This is a genomic window from Sediminibacillus albus, from assembly GCF_900101125.1.
In the GTDB taxonomy this organism is placed as follows: Bacteria; Bacillota; Bacilli; order Bacillales; family Amphibacillaceae; genus Sediminibacillus; species Sediminibacillus albus.
This window is the reverse complement of sequence record NZ_FNFL01000005.1, coordinates 121,259-141,661: the sequence shown is the minus strand read 5'-3', so window position 1 is coordinate 141,661 and position 20,403 is coordinate 121,259. Positions and strand designations below refer to the sequence as shown.

Genomic DNA, 20,403 nt, shown 5'->3' with positions numbered 1-20,403 from the left:
AAAATCCAAAGGCAAGTATCTTGATATTTTATTTTGTTTCGTTTAAACTAAATTAAAGACATTAAGGGTCTATAATATACTTGGAAGGAGAGCGTATGTGAAATATTCAAGAGCTACTAATTATGCACTGCACACAATGGTACATTTAATGATAGTGCCGAGGGGGAAATCGGTTGGCGTAGACCAATTGGCGAAGGCACAAGATCTGTCCCCGACATACTTGTCCAAAATTTTAACCAAGCTGGTAAAGGCGGGATTAATTGAGTCGACTCCTGGCGTCAAAGGCGGGTACAGTATCGTAAGGCGTTCCCGTGAAATCTCTTTTTTAGATGTGATTCAGGCAATCGAGGGGAAGACAACGCTGTTCAGCTGCTCCATGGAACACGAAGAATCCCATAATGGAAAATGTTTGATTGAAAACGTAATGATCGATGCAGAAGAAAAACTGAGGGATGAATTAGATCAAAAGTATATAAGTGATATTGCAAGACAAATGGAAGCCGCAAGGGACGAGAAAAATACAGCGAACCATACCCATTAATTTTTTTATACAAATTGTAGATATTAAGAGTCTTTAATATACCTAATTAAAGGAGGAACATGCTATGTTGTTGGATTGTGTAATTGTTGGAGGGGGACCCGCCGGGCTAAATGCATCGCTTGTCCTTGCCAGGGCAAACAAGAAGATCGTGCTGTTCGATGAAGATAAACCAAGAAACGCTGTCACGTATGAATCTCACGGTTTTATTACAAGAGACCGGATTAAACCATCAGAATTCAAACGGCTTGCCAAGGAAGAGTTGAAGGAATACCCGAGTCTTGAAATCCGCCATCAACGTGTTACAGCCATTCAAAAACAAGACGGATTCTTTTTGGTTCAAGCAGATGATGGTATTAGTTATCGTACGAGAAAGGTTATTTTAGCTACAGGCCTTAAAGACATATTGCCTGATATCGAAGGAATATATGATATGTATGGCACGAGTTTGTTTAGTTGTCCATTTTGTGACGGCTGGGAATTAAGAGACCGTCCGCTAGTCGTCATTGCAGAAGATGAGCGTGCAATGCACTTGGCTAAAATGATTTTTAATTGGAGTAAAGACCTTGTTGTTTGTACGAATGGAAAGACTCTTTTCTCAAAAGAGCAGAATGAATTACTGACAAAGAAAAACATCATAGTCGTGGAAGATGAAATAGAAAGTTTACAAGGTGACAAAGGCCAGTTGAAAAAAATCCGATTTAAGAATGGGAAAGAAATCGAAAGGGAAGGTGGCTTTGTCGCGAGTAAGCTCAAGCAGGCATCTGCACTAGCTGAAAGCTTAGGATGCGCTATGAGTGAGATGGGGGGCATCGAAACAGATGACTTTGGGCGTACGGAGGTTGAAGGACTCTTTGCGAGTGGAGATAATTCCATCGTCGCCCCTGCCCAATTAATCATCGCAGCAAGCGAGGGGAGTAAAGCTGCGATTGCTGTAGTAGCTGAATTAGTGAACGAAGATTTCTAAAAATGATGACCAGTAGTTACGAAAGAGGAGGAATAAAATACATGGAAAGACGAAAGCATGACGCTGAATTGATGAAAAAGGAACGGTTAGCGAGAAAAATGGAATTTCTTGATAATCCAGACAAAAGAGACGATATACCGCCAGGTCAGCTATTGAATATGATTCCGGTTAAGCAGGGGGATGCTATTTTGGATGTAGGTGCCGGTACCGGTTATATGACGATTCCTGCTGCTAAAATCGTGGGTGGACCGGTTTATGCATTGGACTTAGACCCTGATATGCTGCAGATTATTCAATCCAAAGCAAGAAAGGACAATGTAACCAATGTCAAAACGCTGAAAGGGAGCATGGAGGATATCCCCCTATCTGAGGAATCCATAGACATTGCATTGGCATCGCTGGTGCTTCATGAGATCCATCCACTGTCTCATTCCCTGCAGCAAATCAAGCAAGTGCTGAAGCCTGAAGGATATTTTGTTTGTGTTGAATTGGAGAAGTACGAGGATAACGGAAGCCACCCGCGGATTGCCTCTTCGGTGATGGAACAGGAATTGGAAGATGCAGGATTTCATGTGATACAGAGGAGAAGACCGACTGATGCGGTGTACATCATCATTGCTCAGAAATAAATGCTTGTTCATAAAAAATTGCCAAACTGCTTGGAAAACAAACCAAGCGGTTTTTTCTAACCTTCACGGGACAGGCCCCAAACTTCCTGCCTGAAAATCCCTCTAAAACTTCACTCTTTTTTCACTCTATTCATTGATTGTTTTTTGGTATAATGATTAGATGGATATATATTAGAACCTCTGTGCAATCAGGGGGTCACTTTAGCAGCCGGGCCGTGGCCGGCTCCGGATGGAGGTAGTTGTTGAATGTATGATATGAAGCAGTGGGAGCATGTTTTCAAGTTGGATCCGGATAAGGAGATTTCTGATGAAGCATTGGAACAGGTTTGTGAATCAGGAACAGACGCAGTTATTGTAGGAGGAACAGACAATGTGACTTTGGATGGTGTCCTTCATTTATTATCTAGGATTCGCCGTCATACGGTTCCATGCGTTTTAGAGGTTTCTAACCTGGAAGCTATTACTCCGGGATTTGACTTTTACTATATTCCGATGGTATTAAACAGCAGGGAAAAGAAGTGGATGCTGGACATCCAACACAAGGCGGTTAAAGAATTCGGAGAGGTGATCGACTGGAACGAATTGTTTGTCGAAGGTTACTGTATTTTAAACGAAGACGCCAAGGCGTTTCAGGTCACGGATTGTTACATGCCATCAGAGGAAGATATAGTGGCTTTCGCGCAAATGGCTGAGCATATGTTCCATCTGCCCATCTTTTATTTAGAATATAGTGGTACATACGGGGATCCCGTACTGGTGGAAAAGGTGCAGCAGCAGCTGGAGCAAACGATCTTGTTCTATGGCGGCGGAATTTCCACGCCGGAACAAGCAAAAGAAATGAAACAACATGCCGACGTGGTTGTCGTTGGCAACAGTATATACGATAATTTCAAAACCGCAATCAAAACTGTCAAGGCAGTCAAGGGAAATAAATAAAGGTGGTGTCTAATGTGAGTCAAACTATGGATGACTTGCTAAAAGGATTAAATAAAGAACAACGGAGAGCTGTTACACATACGGAAGGCCCGCTGTTGATTATGGCGGGTGCTGGAAGTGGAAAGACACGTGCGCTCACCCATCGTATCGCGTATTTGCTCGGTGAAAAAGAAGTGTCGCCAAGAAGCGTCCTGGCCATTACTTTCACCAACAAAGCAGCACGGGAAATGAAAGATAGAGTATATCAACTAGTCGGGCCTGATGCCTCTAGTATCTGGGTATCCACCTTTCACTCCATGTGTGTACGGATATTAAGAAGAGATATCGACCGTATAGGTTACAATAGTAATTTTTCGATTTTGGACAGCGGCGACCAGTTGTCTGTCATTAAGCAAATTCTGAAAGATCTTAATGTAGATCCTAAAAAGTTTGAACCTAGAGCAATGCTGGGAGCAATCAGTTCGGCTAAAAACGAATTGGTCACTCCGGAAGAATACAGTAAACAAGTCGGCAACTTTTACGATAAACAGGTTTCTGATGTATACGAACGCTACCAAAAAACATTGCGGAAAAACCAATCATTGGATTTTGACGATTTGATTATGCAAACAATCCATCTATTCGACCGGGTACCCGAAGTATTGGAATACTATCAGCGCCGCTTCCAATACATCCATGTCGATGAGTACCAGGATACCAACCATGCACAGTACTATCTGGTGAAACAGCTGGCTAAACGCTACCAGAACCTTTGCGTCGTCGGGGATTCAGACCAGTCGATTTACCGGTGGCGGGGAGCGGATATTCAAAATATCCTTTCTTTTGAAAAAGATTATCCGAATGCCTCCACTGTGATGCTTGAACAAAATTACCGTTCGACTAAGTCGATTCTGGATGCTGCTAATACGGTTATAAAGAACAACAGCGGCAGAAAGCCGAAAAATCTCTGGACAGACAATAGCGAAGGATCAAAAATCCGTTATTACCAGGCGGCTACGGAGCAGGATGAAGGATTGTTTGTTGCCGATAAAGTTGAACAATTTGTTGCTTCAGGAGATTTCACCTATAAGGACATCGCCATCTTATACAGAACCAATGCACAGTCACGTTCCATTGAGGAAACGTTTGTGAAGGCTAATATTCCTTACCAAATCATCGGCGGAACAAAGTTCTACGACCGTAAAGAGATTAAGGATATGCTCGCTTACCTCCGGCTGATTGCCAATCCGGATGATGACTTGAGCTTTGCCAGGGTAGTAAATGAGCCCAAACGCGGAGTAGGAAAGACATCGCTGGAAAAGCTGCAGGCATATGCTGCAGACCATGACATTTCCTTGTACACCGCTGTTCAGGAAGTTGATTTTGCTGGTGTCAGCGGCAAGGCGGCCAAGTCCCTGGCAGAGTTTGGCGCATTGATCCGTAATTGGACGAAGCAGCAGGAATTTTTAACGGCTACTGATATGGTTGAACAAGTTTTAAAAGGGACAGGCTATGAGGAAATGCTCATGAACGAGCGCAGTATCGAAGCGCAAAGCCGCCTGGAAAACCTGGAAGAGTTTAAAACAGTAACGAAGCATTTTGAGGAGAATAGCGAAGATAAGACGTTAATTGCATTTTTGACCGATTTGGCTTTGATTGCTGATATCGACCGGGCCGACGAAGATCCGATGGGAGATAACAAAATTGTCCTGATGACACTGCATGCTGCCAAGGGTCTGGAATTCCCGGTCGTATTTTTAATTGGCATGGAGGAGAATGTCTTCCCGCACAGCCGTTCGATTATGGATGAAGAAGAGATGGAAGAGGAACGCCGCCTCGCTTACGTAGGAATTACCAGAGCGGAAAAGCAATTGTATATTACCCATGCAAAAATGCGGACCCTATACGGAAGAACGAATATGAATCCTGTCAGCCGATTTATCAATGAAATTCCCCAGGAGCTCATCGAAGGGCTTGAAGAAGCGAAACAAGCACCGCTCGGCTTTGGCCCAACCCAGTCAAAGCCAGATCCTCTTGCTGCACCGAAACGTTCAGCAAAGAAAATGAAACGGTCGACTACTACTGGAGGAGAAACAATTGGCTGGCAGGCTGGTGATAAAGCCAACCATAAAAAATGGGGCCAAGGAACCGTTGTCAAGGTTCATGGGGAGGGCGAGTCGATGGAATTGGATATTGCCTTTCCGGCTCCAACCGGGATTAAGCGGCTCCTGGCAAAGTTCGCCCCAATAACTAAAGAATAATTGAGGTGTTTGTCATGAATGAACAACAAGCAAAGGCAGCAATAGACCAACTAAAAGACAAAATAAACCAATACAATCATGAATACCATGTGCTGGACAAACCAAGTGTTCCAGACGCAGAGTATGATAAACGAATGCAGGAGCTGCTGGATTTAGAAGCGGCGTATCCGCAATTAATCACGGACGATTCCCCTTCCCAGCGTGTCGGGGGAGAACCGATTGATGCCTTTAAAAAAGTAGAGCATACCATTCCAATGTTAAGCCTGGCAAACGCTTTTGGCGAAGAAGACCTGCGTGCCTTTGACCGCCGGGTACGCGAAGGAGCAGGTGGAGATGTAACCTACGTTTGTGAATTGAAAATTGATGGTCTTGCCGTATCTCTGAAATATGAAGACGGCCAATTAGTACAAGGCGCAACCCGCGGTAATGGAACCGTTGGCGAAGATATTACCACCAATCTTCGCACGATCCGCAGCATTCCTTTAAAAATCGGCCAAAAAGAAGCCATAGAAGTCCGCGGGGAAGCTTACATGCCGCAAAAGTCCTTTTTAGCATTGAATGCTGCCAAAGAAGAAAATGGGGAAGAACCGTTTGCTAATCCAAGAAATGCAGCAGCAGGTTCGCTGCGCCAGCTTGATCCCCGCATAGCAGCGAAGCGGAACTTAGATATCTTCTTGTACGGTGTTGGCCAGTGGGAAGCAGGTACACTTTCCTCACATAGTGAACGGCTTGATTATATGCAAAAGCTGGGCCTGAAAACCAATCCGGAATGGCGAAAGTGTGCAGATATCGACGAGGTAATCGAATATGTGAATGAATGGGTAGAGAAACGAGCAGAGCTAAGCTACGAAATTGACGGCATCGTAATTAAAGTAGACCGGTTGGATCAGCAGGAGACATTGGGATTCACGGCAAGAAGCCCGCGCTGGGCGATTGCTTATAAATTTCCTGCGGAAGAGGCCATTACCAAATTGTATGATATTGAATTGAGTGTCGGAAGAACAGGAGTTGTAACGCCAACAGCTTTGCTGGATCCTGTCAAAGTTGCTGGAACAACTGTACAGAGAGCTTCCCTTCATAATGAAGACTTAATTCGCGACAAGGATATACGCGTTGGCGATACGGTTGTTATTAAAAAAGCGGGCGATATCATTCCGGAAGTAGTTCGAGTAGTCACCGACCAGCGGACTGGAGAAGAAAAGGAATTCCATATGCCGACGGAATGTCCAGCATGCGGGAGTGAACTGGTTCGTTTAGAAGAAGAAGTTGCCTTGCGATGCATCAATCCCAATTGCCCGGCCCAGTTAAAGGAAGGCTTGATCCATTTCGTTTCCAGAAATGCGATGAACATTGATGGACTCGGAGAGAAAGTCATTGAACAATTGTTTGACGAAAATCTCGTCCACCAAATATCCGATATTTATAAACTTGAACGGGAAGAACTGCTTAAATTGGAACGGATGGGAGATAAGTCCGTCGACAATTTACTGAAAGCGATCGAGGTTTCGAAGCAAAACTCCCTGGAGCACTTATTATTCGGATTAGGAATCCGCTTCGTTGGAGCAAAGGCAGCTAGAATATTGGCGGAAGAATTTGAAGATATCGACCAGCTTCAGCAGGCAGATTACCATGATTTAACCGCTGTCCATGAAATTGGCGACAAAATGGCCGATTCTGTCGTACGTTATTTCAGTAAAGAACAAGTGAAGCAATTGATCGGCGAGCTGAAAGAGCTAGGGCTGAACATGGACTACAAAGGGATTAAAAAATCAGAGAAAAACGAAGACTCCCTGTTTGCCGGTAAAACCATTGTTTTAACAGGGAAAATGGAAATACTCACTCGCCAAGAGGCAAAAGACAAAGTGGAAGCACTAGGCGGCAAAGTAACGGGAAGTGTCAGCGCCAAAACCGATTTGTTAATTGCCGGAGCAGATGCTGGTTCAAAATATGACAAAGCAAAGCAATTAAACGTACAGATTTGGGATGAAGAGCAACTGAAGAAAGCCTTGGAGGATGAGGAGTGAAAAGCGTGAAAAGAAAATTGGCTCTATGGATGTGTGTGCTTCTGGCGCTTGCCGGTTGTGCACCGTCCTTTGATAATGAAGAGGAAGTTATCGAGGAAAACCAGGATGATACCACCCAGCAGGAAACGGCCATAATCCCCAGCTACAATGTCAGCGAAGAAGAGTACAAGGTAATTCTTCCTTATAAATTAAGCAAGGCACGGGGCGTGATTGTCAACCAGGTTGCCAACCGCCTGGATATTAGCGAATTTGAGGAAGGGCTGCGCCGACATTCAAAACAGTCGTTTGACCCAGATAAGTTCTACTTTCAAGAGGGACAGAAGTTAGACGAGGATACGATTTATGATTGGCTGGGCAGGGAAGAAACCCCTGATGATAAAGAGGAAGAAAGTGAAGAAGGGAAGGAAGAAGATCCAGGCTTAAACCCGATTATTAAAGATGATTCCGACAAGGAGGCTCACAGAGAAAGCCCCAAGTATTTATCGCATATTTTAGAACAGGACTATCTGCAGAAAAAAGGCGAAAATACCGTAGAGCTTGGCGGGATTTCCATCGGCCTTGCCTTAAAATCCAATTACCGCTTTCAAACAGAAATAGGCGGCCCCTATTATTATAAAGATATTAGCATGAAGGAAATGTTGTCAGAAGGAAAAAAGATAGCCGAGGAAGTACTTAAAAGAATGCGGAAGATGGAGGATGTACCAGATGTACCAATTATGATTGCCTTATACCGTGAGGAAGACCGCGGTTCCCTGGTTCCGGGAAGCTTCGTAGCGAAGACTAATGTGGCAGCCAATTCATCTTCGATCGGCGAATGGGAAACTATCGATGAAGAAAACATCCTCTTCCCTTCAGACGAGGCAGAAGAGAAGTACACCGAGGAAAGTGACCGTTTGAAGACATTCGAGCAGGATGTTGCTGAGTATTTTCCGAATTACACAGGCGTAATTGGAAAAGGTTTTTATATTAATGAGGAATTACAAAAACTGCGCGTGGAAATTCCAATTGAATTCAATGGGAAGGCTGAGGTAGTTGGATTCACTCAATACGTCTATGGTTTGGCAATGGAAACATTTGAAAACTATTATGAGCTTGAAATTAATATCACATCTGGAAACAATCAGGAGAGTCTGATAACAAGGGATGCAGGGCAGGATGAACCTGAAGTTCATATCTATCAGTAAATCTCTTTCTGAATAATTTGAAGTGTTTAAAAATATCGGGTAAAATGGGATATGGTTGCGCCTGACAATCTATTAAGCAAGTGTTCAGGTAGAATGTTTCGAAAGAATAAGGAGGTCATGTTGATGGTAACACCTTACAAGCACGAACCTTTTACAGATTTTACGATTGAAGAGAATCGCAAAGCTTTGGAAGCGGAACTAAAGAAGGCTGAGGCTGACTTTGGCAAAGAGTATCCGCTGATTATTGGTGGAGAGCGTATTACTACAGAAGAAAAAATTGTTTCTTACAATCCTGCTAATAAATCAGAAGTGATTGGTTATGTTTCGAAAGCAAACCAGGAGCTTGCTGAGAAAGCTATGAAGATAGCAGATGAAACTTTCGAATGGTGGCGCAAGACCAATCCGGAAATGCGCGCTGATATTCTATTCCGTGCAGCGGCTATCGTTCGCAGACGAAAGCATGAGTTCACTGCTCACTTAGTAAAAGAAGGCGGCAAGCCATGGAAGGAAGCTGATGCTGATACAGCAGAAGCGATCGACTTCATGGAATACTATGGCCGTCAAATGCTTGATTTGAAAAATGGCGAGGAAATTAACAGCCGTGAGATTGAAAACAACCGGCTTCATTACATCCCGTTGGGTGTAGGTATCGTCATTTCTCCATGGAACTTCTTATTCGCCATTATGGCTGGAACAACGGTAGCGCCAATGGTAACCGGCAACACAGTGTTGTTAAAGCCTGCCAGTACAACACCAATCATTGCGTACAAGCTGATGGAAGTGTTAGAGGAGGCGGGTATGCCAGCAGGTGTTGTTAACTATGTACCTGGAAGCGGTTCCGAAGTAGGCGACTATTTGGTTGACCATCCGCGTACAAGGTTCATCAACTTTACTGGATCGAGAGAAGTAGGTACGCGTATCTTTGAACGTGCCGCCGTTGTACAGCTCGGGCAAAAATGGTTGAAGCGTACCATCATTGAAATGGGCGGAAAAGATACCATTGTGGTCGACGACAATTCTGACTTGGAGCTTGCAGCAGATGCGATTACTTATTCTGCTTTTGGATTTTCAGGACAAAAATGTTCTGCTTGCTCCCGCGTAGTAGCTCACGAAGACATTTATGATGACTTGTTGGCTCGTGTAGTGGAAAAAACCAAAGAAGTTAATGTACAAGATCCGACTCGCCATGATACGTACATGGGACCTGTCATTGATGAAGCTGCCTACAATAAGATTCTTGACTATGTTGAAATTGGCAAGCAAGAAGGAAGATTGATGGCGGGCGGTACAGGAGATAACTCTACAGGATGGTTTGTTCATCCGACCGTTTTTGCTGATCTTGCCCCAGATTCCCGTATCATGCAGGAAGAAATCTTCGGACCGGTTGTTGGCTTCACCAAAGCGAAGAACTTCGATGAAGCTATCGAGATTGCCAACAATACGGAATATGGCTTGACAGGTGCGGTCATTACCAACAATAGAGAGCATATTGAGCAGGCTCGCCAGGATTTCCATGTTGGTAACCTATACTTCAACCGCGGCTGTACAGCAGCCATCGTTGGGTACCATCCGTTTGGCGGCTTTAATATGTCAGGAACAGACTCTAAAGCTGGCGGTCCTGATTACTTGTCACACCTTATGCAGCCGAAAACAACGTCTGAAATGCTATAAAAATAGATTGTTTTTCTTTTTCCAACCCGGCCATTATCTAATCGATAATGCCGGGTTTCTTTATTTAGGAAAGTAGGAAAGTTTTTATATGGTTAATCAACGAAAAAGCGCTATAACTTTCCCAATATGAATTTTTAGGAAATGTGTTATTATAAAGCTATAGGAAAAAACCATATTTATAGATTAGTCCAATTGGTCTAAGATGATCTATAAAAAAGTAGGTTATTTACCCTAAATGTATGTATGAGGTGGACAATCTATGGAAATTGGCCCTTTTATTAAACTGCATAGAGTCAAACAAAACATGACACAAGAAGAGCTGGCAGAAGGGATTGTATCCGAGTCCTACTTATCCAAGATTGAAAATCGGCGGACAGAACCAAGTACAGATGTGATCAACATGCTGTGCACGAAGCTTGGCGTTGAAGTGAAAAGCGAAGACGATTCTTTGCTGAAGGAAAAATGCCAGGAATGGTTTGACATGTTATTTGAGGTAAATAGTAAAACAGAAATCACTAATAAATACGAAGAATTACAGGAAATTATTGAAAATAATTATTCACATACCCAAGTATTATTTGAGATTCATAAGATTCGTTATTACTTAATTATTGATGAAGTGAACTTAGCTTTAAAACAAATCAACAACCTGAAAGAAGTTTCTAACACATTCGATAACTATCAGCTTTACTTTTGGCTGAAATTTAAAGGCAACTATAATTCTGTTATCGAAGAATTCAACCAAGCATTCAGGTTTTATAAGCTTGCCGAAGAAAAGACTAACCAGATTGAATTATCAGAAGCTGAGGTTGCCGATTTGAAGTATACCTTGGCTGTTACATACAGTAAGCTGCGCAACACTTTAGAGGTTATCGATTATGCAAACCAGGCATTAGAGGCCTACAGTAAAAATTATAACTTTATTCGCTGTGCACAATGCCACATTTTGTTAGGGATCTCTTACCGCAGGATTAGGATTTACGATAAAGCAATAAAAAATTATAATCTTGCTCAGCACTTAGCAAAACTTAATAAAAAAGATGATCTAATTCAGTTAACGAATATTAACTTGGGGCACCTTTATGCTTCTAAAGGAGATACCAAACAATCAATAATATGTTTCAATGAGGTTTTAGAAGAAAAAAACGCTTTGGCTTTAAAAGATAGACTTTTAGCTGTAACTTCTCTAGTGAAAGAGTATTACAGAAGTCGTAATCATATAGAGGCTAGGGCAATGGTTAACGAAGGTAATAGAATACTAAATGAAATAGACAAAGAACGCCATAAATTTTTTGATTATGAGTTAAGAACATATAAATATGCATTAGATGAAGAACATGAGGCATTTGAAAGCTTTGTTATAGGAGAATTCATTCCCTTTTTAAAAAAACAGAAAAATTATGCCAATTTAGTTATCTATGCGAATATGGTTGGTAAGCATTTTGAAGATAAAAATAAGTATAAAAGTGCAACTGAATACTATAAGCTTGCCAATTATTCATATGAACAATTAATAAGAATATAAGGAGGATGGAATATGAAAAAATTAATCGTATATTTGGTAATATCATTAGCTGTTTTAGGTGCGAGTAGCCAGTTACAAGGATATCTAACTGAAACAGCTCATGAAGCAGAACCAAGCATCTTCTCTTTTGACCTATCTCATGAGGCAGAACCGAGTATTTTTTCTTTTGACTTATCTCATGAAGCAGAACCAAGCATCTTCTCGCAAAACTTATTTTATTAATGAAGCAATATTAATTTATTGCTTTAATTATACTACTACCTACTAAACCTTACTTGCTCGAAATGGTGTTCAATGGACACTGTTTCGGGTCTTTTTTTGTTTTTATATTTGCTGTTTATATAATAAGTAACCTGATGGAACTTTATTTGTGGATCTATTTTTCGAATATTTGTTCAATATAAAGCGCTTACAGGTAAAAATACTCATTTAATTTTATTAATTTTATTGAATAGATATTATCTTAATCGCTAAATATATACAAAAAGCGACAAAAAATTGAATAAATATAAATCAGCAGCGATTTTAAATAACTTTTGTAATGTTCTGAAAACCAAGGTATGATATAGTGGATATGTTGTGTCTGTATTTTCGTTTTTAACTTTTTATACATGATGAAAGCGAAAATGCATACATAATGTATAAAAAGGAGGGGAGAAAAGATGGAAGAATTCGGACTGACTGGTGCCACCTGGTTTTGGTTATTTGTACCTATGCCAATTTTAATTATTTTAGCGATAACTACTTTATTTATTGAGAGGAGAGAATAAACAAACATGGGAACAGCTACGTTAATAACTTTTATAGTTTACTTAATAGGTATGCTCCTGATCGGGGTCATATCGTATCGATTAACAAATGATTTATCAGATTATGTACTTGGAGGCAGAAGGCTGGGGCCTGGAGTTGCCGCATTAAGTGCTGGAGCTTCGGATATGAGTAGTTGGCTACTGCTAGGTTTGCCGGGGGCTGTATATGCAGCAGGAATGGCAGAAGCATGGATGGCTGTCGGGCTTTCTATTGGTGCTTACTTAAACTGGCAGTTTGTAGCAAAACGCCTGAGGGTTTATACGGAAGTCTCTAACAATTCCATCACGATTCCTGACTTCTTAGAAAATCGTTTCCGCGATTCATCCCACATATTACGTGTAATATCAGCAATTGTAATATTAATTTTCTTCACTTTTTACACTTCATCAGGTATGGTAGGGGGCGCAAAGCTATTTGAAGCTTCATTCGGCCTATCCTACAATCAGGCACTATGGATTGGTGCTATTGTCATTGTCTCTTATACATTCCTCGGTGGATTCCTGGCAGTAAGCTGGACAGACTTCATCCAGGGTATCCTAATGTTTATTGCGTTGATTGTTGTACCGATTCGGGCTATCTTCGTAATTGGCGGTTGGGATGCTACCGTTGATGCTGTAGGACAAATTGATCCAGGTCATTTAAATATGGTGGCAGGAGTAGGGACAATCGCCATCTTGTCATCTTTTGCATGGGGGCTTGGCTATTTCGGGCAGCCTCACATCATTACCAGGTTTATGGCTCTTCGTTCGCCGAAGGATGTACCAATGGCCAAGCTTATTGGTACTACATGGATGATTCTTGGTTTATATGGCGCTGTATTTACCGGCTTTGCCGGACTTGCGTTCATCAATACCCAGGATGTAGGGGTATTGTCCCAATTCGGCATTGAAGTAACTAGCGAAAATGGAGTGCAAATGCTGGCAGACTCGGAAAAAATCTTTATTGCTTTTTCGCAGATTTTATTTGATCCAATCATCGCCGGTATTTTGCTGGCTGCAATTCTGTCAGCAATTATGAGTACTATTGACTCCCAGCTGCTTGTATCATCTTCAGCTGTTGCGGAAGACTTTTACAAAGCGATTCTGCGCAAGAATGCCAGTGAACGCGAACTAGTATGGGTTGGCCGTGGGGCAGTTATTGTTATTGCCTTGATTGCGACGTTTGTTGCTTCGAACCCGGAAAGCTCTGTATTAGAACTGGTTAGTTATGCATGGGCAGGCTTCGGAGCTGCCTTCGGACCAATCATCATCCTGTCGTTATTCTGGAAAGGTATAACAAGGAATGGTGCGCTCGCCGGTATCATTGTTGGTGCGTTAACGGTTGTTATCTGGGGAGATTTCCTCTCCGGGGGCATCTTCGAATTGTATGAGATTGTGCCAGGATTCTTGCTTAACCTTATTGTAACTGTGTTGGTTAGTATGGCAGGCACGCCTCATCCCGAAATTGAAGCTGAATTTAATGAAGCGAAATCAAGATATTAATAAATGTTCAAAGAGCCCTTCCTTTGGGAGGGCTCTTTTTTCTATACTTAAAAGGCCTGTGCAGGCGAATCTATTTCAGCAGCGCCAGGAAACATGGTAGAATAAACAGGAATGGCATTAGTACAAGTTGCCAATGGTCCAGTATTTTTGCTATTATCATAAATATTGCTGTTATTCGGATCAGGAGGATTTCTCTAGTGTAGAAATCAAGCGCGATCCTGTTTTTCATAAACGAATAATCTAAACGGAGGTGACTGAGATGTCTAATATCTCAAAGGAACAAGTAAGGCATGTAGCCCATCTTGCCAGGTTGGCTATAAGTGACGAAGAAGTCGAAAAAATGACGAAACAGCTGGATGATATCATTCATTATGCAGAAAGCTTGAATGAACTAAATACAGATGATGTGGAGCCTACAACGCATGTTTTAGATTTGAAAAATGTGATGCGCAAGGATCAACCTAGAAAGTGGATCGATAAAGAAGACGCACTTAAAAATGCACCGGATAAGCAGGATGGCCAGTTCCGTGTGCCATCAATACTTGAATAAGGAGGCCTGAACAATGTCGCTTTTTGATTATACGTTAAAAGAGTTACAAGATAAGCTACATAACAAGGAAATCACTGTCAGCGATTTGGTTGCTGAGTCTTACAGCCGCATCAACGCTGTCGACGATCAAGTCAAAGCATTTTTGACGCTTGATGAAGAAAAAGCAAAAGCACAAGCAAAACAGCTGGATCAACAATCCAGGGAACATACATCTTTATTATACGGCCTGCCAATCGGGATCAAGGATAACATTGTTACTAAAGGCTTACGCACAACCTGTGCCAGCCAGTTTTTAGATAACTTAACGGATCCACTGTACGATGCTACTGTGATGGAAAAGCTGCAGAAAGAAAATACCGTTACCATCGGTAAATTAAATATGGATGAATTCGCTATGGGATCATCCAATGAAAACTCAAGCTATTTTGCCACACGTAATCCTTGGAACACCGATTATGTTCCAGGCGGATCGAGCGGCGGCTCTGCAGCTGCTGTAGCGGCCAAAGAGGTCTTCTTCTCGCTGGGATCTGATACAGGCGGATCGATTCGCCAGCCGGCAGCTTTTTGCGGTGTGGTTGGTTCCAAGCCTACATACGGACTCGTGTCCAGATTTGGTTTAGTCGCTTTTGCTTCTTCCTTGGATCAAATCGGGCCGATTACTCGAACCGTTGAAGATAATGCCCATCTCTTACAAGCCATTGTTGGCCATGATCCGATGGATGCTACTTCTGTAGACATTGATATTCCTAATTATAGTGAAACGCTTGACCAGGGAGTAAAAGGGCTCAAAATAGCTGTTCCTTCTGAATACTTGGCAGAGGGCGTCTCTCCGGAAGTAAAAGAAGCCGTTTTGAATGGATTAAAGGTATATGAGGACTTAGGCGCAACATGGGAAGAGGTTTCTCTTCCTCATTCCCGTTATGCGGTAGCAGCGTATTATTTGCTTTCCTCATCGGAAGCTTCTGCCAACCTGGCCCGTTTTGACGGAGTCCGTTATGGTGTCCGTTCCGCACAGGCAGGAAGCATGCTTGACATGTTCAAGCGTTCTAGGAGCGAAGGCTTCGGAGATGAAGTAAAACGCCGGATAATGCTTGGTACCTTCGCACTAAGCTCTGGCTACTATGATGCTTACTATAAAAAAGCCCAAAAGGTACGGACATTGATAAAAAATGATTTTGAAAAGGTATTTGAGGATTATGATGTTATTATTGGACCTACTACCCCGACTCCTGCTTTTAAAGTCGGCGAAATCATCGATGATCCACTCACAATGTATGCTAACGATATTTTGACTATCCCTGTCAACCTTGCCGGCGTTCCGGGCATGTCGCTTCCTTGCGGCTTTTCCAGCGATGGATTGCCGATTGGTTTGCAAATAATCAGCAAACACTTTGATGAAAGCACCATGCTGCGGACAGCGTATGCGTTTGAACAGGCAACCGACCATCATAAAAAACAGCCTGAACTGGGAGGTGCCAACAAATGAATTTTGAAACAATCATCGGTCTTGAAGTCCACGTAGAGCTAAAAACGGATTCGAAGATTTTCAGTCCAAGCTACAACCACTTTGGTGCCGAGCCAAATGCCAATGTCAATCCGATTGATCTAGGTTATCCTGGTGTTTTGCCAGTGCTAAACGAGGAAGCAGTCAACTTTGCGATGAAGGCAGCAATGGCTTTGAATTGTGAAATCGCTACAGATACCAAGTTCGACCGTAAGAACTATTTCTATCCGGATAACCCGAAGGCATACCAAATCTCTCAATTTGATCAGCCAATTGGAGAACATGGCTGGATTGAAATTGAAGTAGACGGTAAGAAAAAGAGAATCGGGATTACCCGCCTACATTTAGAAGAAGACGCTGGTAAGCTGACTCATAATGATGATGGTTATTCGTTGGTCGATTACAACCGCCAGGGGACACCGTTAATCGAGATTGTTTCGGAACCTGATTTGCGTTCTCCTCAAGAAGCTTATGCTTACTTAGAGAAACTAAAAAACATTATCCAATATACAGGGGTTTCCGACTGTAAGATGGAAGAAGGGTCCCTGCGCTGTGATGCCAACCTGTCAATCCGCCCGATTGGCCAGGATGAGTTTGGTGTGAAGACCGAGCTAAAAAACCTGAATTCCTTCTCGTTTGTTCAAAAAGGACTTGAATTTGAAGAAAAGCGTCAGCAGAAAGTATTGCTCTCCGGCGGGGAAATTCTTCAAGAAACTAGGCGCTATGATGAGCAAACAAAAGAAACGATTTTAATGAGGGTGAAGGAAGGTTCAGATGATTACCGTTATTTTCCTGAGCCTGATTTAGTTCCTTTGTATATCGATGAAGCTTGGAAAGACAGAATCCGTTCGCAAATTCCGGAGCTGCCGGATGCCCGAAAGCTTCGTTATGTCAACGAGTTGGAGCTGCCAGCTTATGATGCCATGGTATTGACGAGTACGAAAGAAATGTCGGACTTCTTCGAAGAAACAATCAACAAGGGAGCAGATATTAAACAAGCTTCCAACTGGCTGATGGGAGAAGTATCCGCCTATATGAATAAGCAGCAAAAGGACCTGCACGACTTGGCATTGACACCGGAATCGCTGGCCAAAATGATTCAATTAATTGAAGATGGTACGATTTCCTCCAAGATTGCCAAGAAGGTCTTCTCTGAGCTTGTTGAGAAGGGCGGAGATCCAGAGCAAATCGTCAAAGACAAAGGATTAGTGCAAATTTCTGATGAAGGCCAGCTGAAGGAAATTGTTACCGGAATCCTTGATGAGAATGAACAATCGATCATTGATTATAAAAACGGAAAAGACCGGGCTTTAGGCTTCCTTGTCGGCCAGGTGATGAAGGCTACCAAAGGCCAGGCGAACCCGCCAATGGTCAATAAGATTCTGAAGGAAGAAATGGACAAACGTTAACAGAGATAAAAAGGGGGATGGCTTCCGTATGCGGGGCGGTCCTCTTTTTTCGGTAACCGTTCAAAAAAACTTTTCAAACGTATCGAAAAAGGCTATGATGGAAGTTGGATTAGAAAATCCAGCATGTCCTTGGCCTGTTTGATTGTGCCGGGACACTACTATAACCTAGATATCATAATAGTGAATATACATGCTTTATGAAAGACGGAACAGGGGGAGACCTATGAAAAGGGCCCGTATTATTTATAATCCAACATCAGGCCGTGAAGCCTTTAAAAAAGAACTTCCTAGTGTGCTTAAATCCTTTGAACAGGCAGGCTATGAGACCTCTGCCCATGCGACAACCTGCGCAGGAGATGCCACGAAAGCAGCCCAAACTGCTGTCGACAGAAGATTCGATATCGTGGTAGCTGCCGGTGGAGACGGAACAATCAACGAGGTCATCAATGGCATTGCCGGCAATCAGTATCGCCCTAAGCTGGGGATTATACCAGTAGGGACGACAAATGATCTAGCACGGGCGTTGAACATTCCACGCAACATTCAAAAAGCCGTGGAAGTAATCCTTGAGGACAAGGTGCAGGCGCTTGATATCGGCAGGGTCAATGATCAATATTTTATGAATATTGCTGGCGGGGGAAAATTGACCGAGCTTTCCTACGAAGTGCCAAGTAAGCTGAAAACCATGCTTGGGCAATTGGCGTATTACTTAAAGGGGATTGAGATGCTTCCTTCGTTAAGGCCAACGACTGTAACGATTGAATATGATGGAAAAGTATTTGAAGGGGAGATTATGCTATTTTTAGTGTCCAACACTAACTCTGTCGGTGGGTTTGAAAAGCTTGCCCCCGGAGCAGCGATGGACGATGGCTTGTTTGATTTATTGATTTTGAAGAAAGCCAATATTGCCGAATTTATCCGGGTTGCATCGCTTGCTCTCCGTGGCGCTCACATAGAGGATGACTTAATTTTTCATGCCCGCGCCAACCGGATTAAAGTGCACACCGAAGAAAAAATGCAGCTCAATATAGACGGAGAATACGGCGGACTGCTTCCAGGGGAATTCGTCAATCTTTATCAGCATATTGAATATTTTGTACCTGATAGCTTTATTGACAAAGAAGAAGCGAAAAAGATACAGGAAACACAAAACCCTTAATAGAAATAGACGCGTCTGGCCAATGACCGTGCGCGTCTATTTTTTACATCATCACAGTTACAAATTACTCCATGGCAGGCCATTTCTTATCGCCAGAGATTAGGAATTAGCTGTGCGGGAATGGAAAATGTCGAAACCCCCAATATTTCCCGGGAAATTATTTAAATTGTCAGTTCATGAAGAGATATTTCCTTTCCACCTTTATATATGGTAAACTTTTGTCAGCAATTGACAAGAAGGACGATGATATTTATGGCAAAACAAAAGCCCCCTGTAAAAAAGAATCAAACTATCGAACTTTCTTTTCAGGATTTGACCCATGAAGGGGCAGGTGTTGGAAAGGTGGATGGATATCCGCTGTTTGTTCCTTATGCGCTTCCAGGCGAGACAGCTAAAGTAAAGGTAGTTAAGGTAAATAAAAACTTCGGGTTCGGAAAGTTATTAGATATAAAAGATGTTAGCCCTGAGCGGGTAGAGCCGCCCTGTGACGTTTATATCCAATGCGGCGGCTGCCAGCTGCAGCATATGAGCTATTCGTTGCAGCTGGAAATGAAGCAAAACCAAGTGAAAAATGCACTTAGGAAAATTGCCCATCTGGAGGATGTGCCTGTTCATCCAGTGATCGGTATGGAAGATCCATGGCGTTACCGGAATAAAGTGCAAATCCCGGTTGGTGAACGTGATGGTGAATTGATTACCGGCTTTTATCAAAAGCGGAGCCATAAAATTATTGAAGGTATGGACCGATGCGTTATCCAGGATGAGGTCAATGACCGGATGGTGGAGGTTGTCCGCCGCATGGCCGATCGACTTGGCATTTCTGCCTATGATGAGGAAAGCGATAAGGGCGTGCTGCGCCATATCATGGTTCGTACCGGACAGCAAACCGGCGAAACGATGATTGTGTTGATTACGAGGACAGACGAATTACCAAAGCAAGAGGAAATTGTCAAAGAGATCCACGAAACGTATCCGCACGTCAAGTCGATTGTCCATAATGTTAATAAAAAGAAGACAAACGTCATTTTCGGTAAGGATACTAACGTTATTTGGGGAAATGAGTATATCTATGACAACATTGGTGACATTAAATTCGCCATTTCAGCTAAGTCATTTTACCAGGTAAATCCACCCCAGACGAAGCGATTGTATGATACGGCATTGGAATATGCGGCACTGACCGGTGGTGAAACTGTCGTTGACGCTTACTGTGGTATCGGCACGATTTCCCTGTTTCTTGCCCAGCAGGCCAAAAAAGTCTATGGCGTGGAAATCGTACAGGAAGCAATTGCTGATGCAAAGAAAAACGCAAAGCTCAACCATATCGAGAATGCAGAATTCTACGTTGGAGAAGCAGAAAAAGTGATGCCATGGTGGACAGCGCAAGGACTACGTCCGGATGTCATCGTCGTCGATCCGCCACGAAAAGGCTGCGACGAGGCTTTGCTCGAAGCAATGATCACGATGAAGCCGGAGCGCATCGTTTATGTCTCCTGCAACCCGTCCACACTGGCTAGAGACCTGCGTATTCTGGAAGACGGCGGTTACGAAACAAAACAAGTTCAACCGGTCGACATGTTCCCGCAAACAGGGCATATTGAGGCTGTGGCGGAGATTCGGTTGAAAAAATAATTCTGTTTGATAAAATAAACATTTGTTAGTCCGGTCCTGAATTCGTTAAAAAGCACTTTTGCGAATTCGGGGTCTTTACATGCCAAATCCCTTGTCATTGACTTTTCTCTTATCCCGAATTTCTTTTTTAATTTTTTGGATAAG

The 20,403-nt window shown here is 42.8% G+C and carries 16 protein-coding genes; all 16 read left to right on the top strand.

All coding sequences use genetic code 11. The annotated features are described in order from the left end of the window. The first annotated feature begins 97 nt into the window (after nt 1–97). The gene (locus tag BLR93_RS13710; protein WP_093215657.1) at nt 98–541 is read left to right on the top strand and encodes an Rrf2 family transcriptional regulator; all 444 of its coding nucleotides are present in this window, start codon (nt 98–100) and stop codon (nt 539–541) included. 64 nt (nt 542–605) lie between these two features. After that, nucleotides 606–1,505 (top strand): NAD(P)/FAD-dependent oxidoreductase, encoded by a 900-nt coding sequence (locus BLR93_RS13705; RefSeq protein ID WP_093215654.1) that lies wholly within the window; start codon nt 606–608, stop codon nt 1,503–1,505. Nucleotides 1,506–1,546: 41 nt separating this feature from the next. After that, nucleotides 1,547–2,134, top strand: a complete 588-nt coding sequence (locus tag BLR93_RS13700) for a class I SAM-dependent methyltransferase (RefSeq protein ID WP_245690162.1) — start codon at nt 1,547–1,549, stop codon at nt 2,132–2,134. Between the two features lie 246 nt (nt 2,135–2,380). Beyond that, nucleotides 2,381–3,070: a heptaprenylglyceryl phosphate synthase gene (gene pcrB, locus BLR93_RS13695; RefSeq protein ID WP_093215652.1), complete on the top strand. Its 690-nt coding sequence runs from the start codon at nt 2,381–2,383 to the stop codon at nt 3,068–3,070. A gap of 26 nt (nt 3,071–3,096) precedes the next feature. Beyond that, on the top strand, nt 3,097–5,310 hold the full coding sequence (gene pcrA / locus BLR93_RS13690) for a DNA helicase PcrA (protein WP_425440950.1): 2,214 nt from the start codon (nt 3,097–3,099) through the stop codon (nt 5,308–5,310). A 14-nt stretch (nt 5,311–5,324) separates the two neighbouring features. Continuing rightward, nucleotides 5,325–7,334, top strand: a complete 2,010-nt coding sequence (gene ligA / locus BLR93_RS13685; protein ID WP_093215646.1) for an NAD-dependent DNA ligase LigA — start codon at nt 5,325–5,327, stop codon at nt 7,332–7,334. A gap of 5 nt (nt 7,335–7,339) precedes the next feature. Next, nucleotides 7,340–8,518, top strand: a complete 1,179-nt coding sequence (locus BLR93_RS13680; protein WP_093215854.1) for a CamS family sex pheromone protein — start codon at nt 7,340–7,342, stop codon at nt 8,516–8,518. A gap of 123 nt (nt 8,519–8,641) precedes the next feature. Then, nucleotides 8,642–10,189 (top strand): L-glutamate gamma-semialdehyde dehydrogenase, encoded by a 1,548-nt coding sequence (pruA, locus tag BLR93_RS13675; RefSeq protein ID WP_093215644.1) that lies wholly within the window; start codon nt 8,642–8,644, stop codon nt 10,187–10,189. Between the two features lie 259 nt (nt 10,190–10,448). Then, nucleotides 10,449–11,714 carry a helix-turn-helix domain-containing protein gene (locus tag BLR93_RS13670; protein WP_093215641.1) on the top strand — a complete coding sequence of 422 codons (1,266 nt, stop codon included), beginning with the start codon at nt 10,449–10,451 and terminating at the stop codon, nt 11,712–11,714. 12 nt (nt 11,715–11,726) lie between these two features. Beyond that, a complete protein-coding gene (locus BLR93_RS13665) occupies nt 11,727–11,936 on the top strand; it encodes a hypothetical protein (protein WP_093215639.1) in 210 nt (69 codons plus the stop codon). A 554-nt stretch (nt 11,937–12,490) separates the two neighbouring features. Continuing rightward, nucleotides 12,491–14,005: a sodium/proline symporter PutP gene (gene putP / locus BLR93_RS13660; RefSeq protein ID WP_093215637.1), complete on the top strand. Its 1,515-nt coding sequence runs from the start codon at nt 12,491–12,493 to the stop codon at nt 14,003–14,005. A 259-nt stretch (nt 14,006–14,264) separates the two neighbouring features. Beyond that, nucleotides 14,265–14,555, top strand: coding sequence for an Asp-tRNA(Asn)/Glu-tRNA(Gln) amidotransferase subunit GatC (gatC, locus tag BLR93_RS13655; RefSeq protein WP_093215635.1), 291 nt, complete (start codon nt 14,265–14,267; stop codon nt 14,553–14,555). A 13-nt stretch (nt 14,556–14,568) separates the two neighbouring features. Continuing rightward, complete coding sequence (gene gatA / locus BLR93_RS13650) at nt 14,569–16,041, top strand: Asp-tRNA(Asn)/Glu-tRNA(Gln) amidotransferase subunit GatA (protein ID WP_093215633.1); 1,473 nt, start codon at nt 14,569–14,571, stop codon at nt 16,039–16,041. Then, nucleotides 16,038–17,468, top strand: a complete 1,431-nt coding sequence (gene gatB, locus BLR93_RS13645) for an Asp-tRNA(Asn)/Glu-tRNA(Gln) amidotransferase subunit GatB (protein WP_093215631.1) — start codon at nt 16,038–16,040, stop codon at nt 17,466–17,468. The genes gatA and gatB overlap by 4 nt, the downstream gene beginning before the upstream one ends. A gap of 223 nt (nt 17,469–17,691) precedes the next feature. Beyond that, a complete protein-coding gene (locus BLR93_RS13640) occupies nt 17,692–18,627 on the top strand; it encodes a diacylglycerol kinase (RefSeq protein ID WP_093215628.1) in 936 nt (311 codons plus the stop codon). A gap of 252 nt (nt 18,628–18,879) precedes the next feature. Beyond that, nucleotides 18,880–20,259 (top strand): 23S rRNA (uracil(1939)-C(5))-methyltransferase RlmD, encoded by a 1,380-nt coding sequence (rlmD, locus tag BLR93_RS13635; RefSeq protein WP_093215626.1) that lies wholly within the window; start codon nt 18,880–18,882, stop codon nt 20,257–20,259. Nucleotides 20,260–20,403 lie beyond the last annotated feature (144 nt).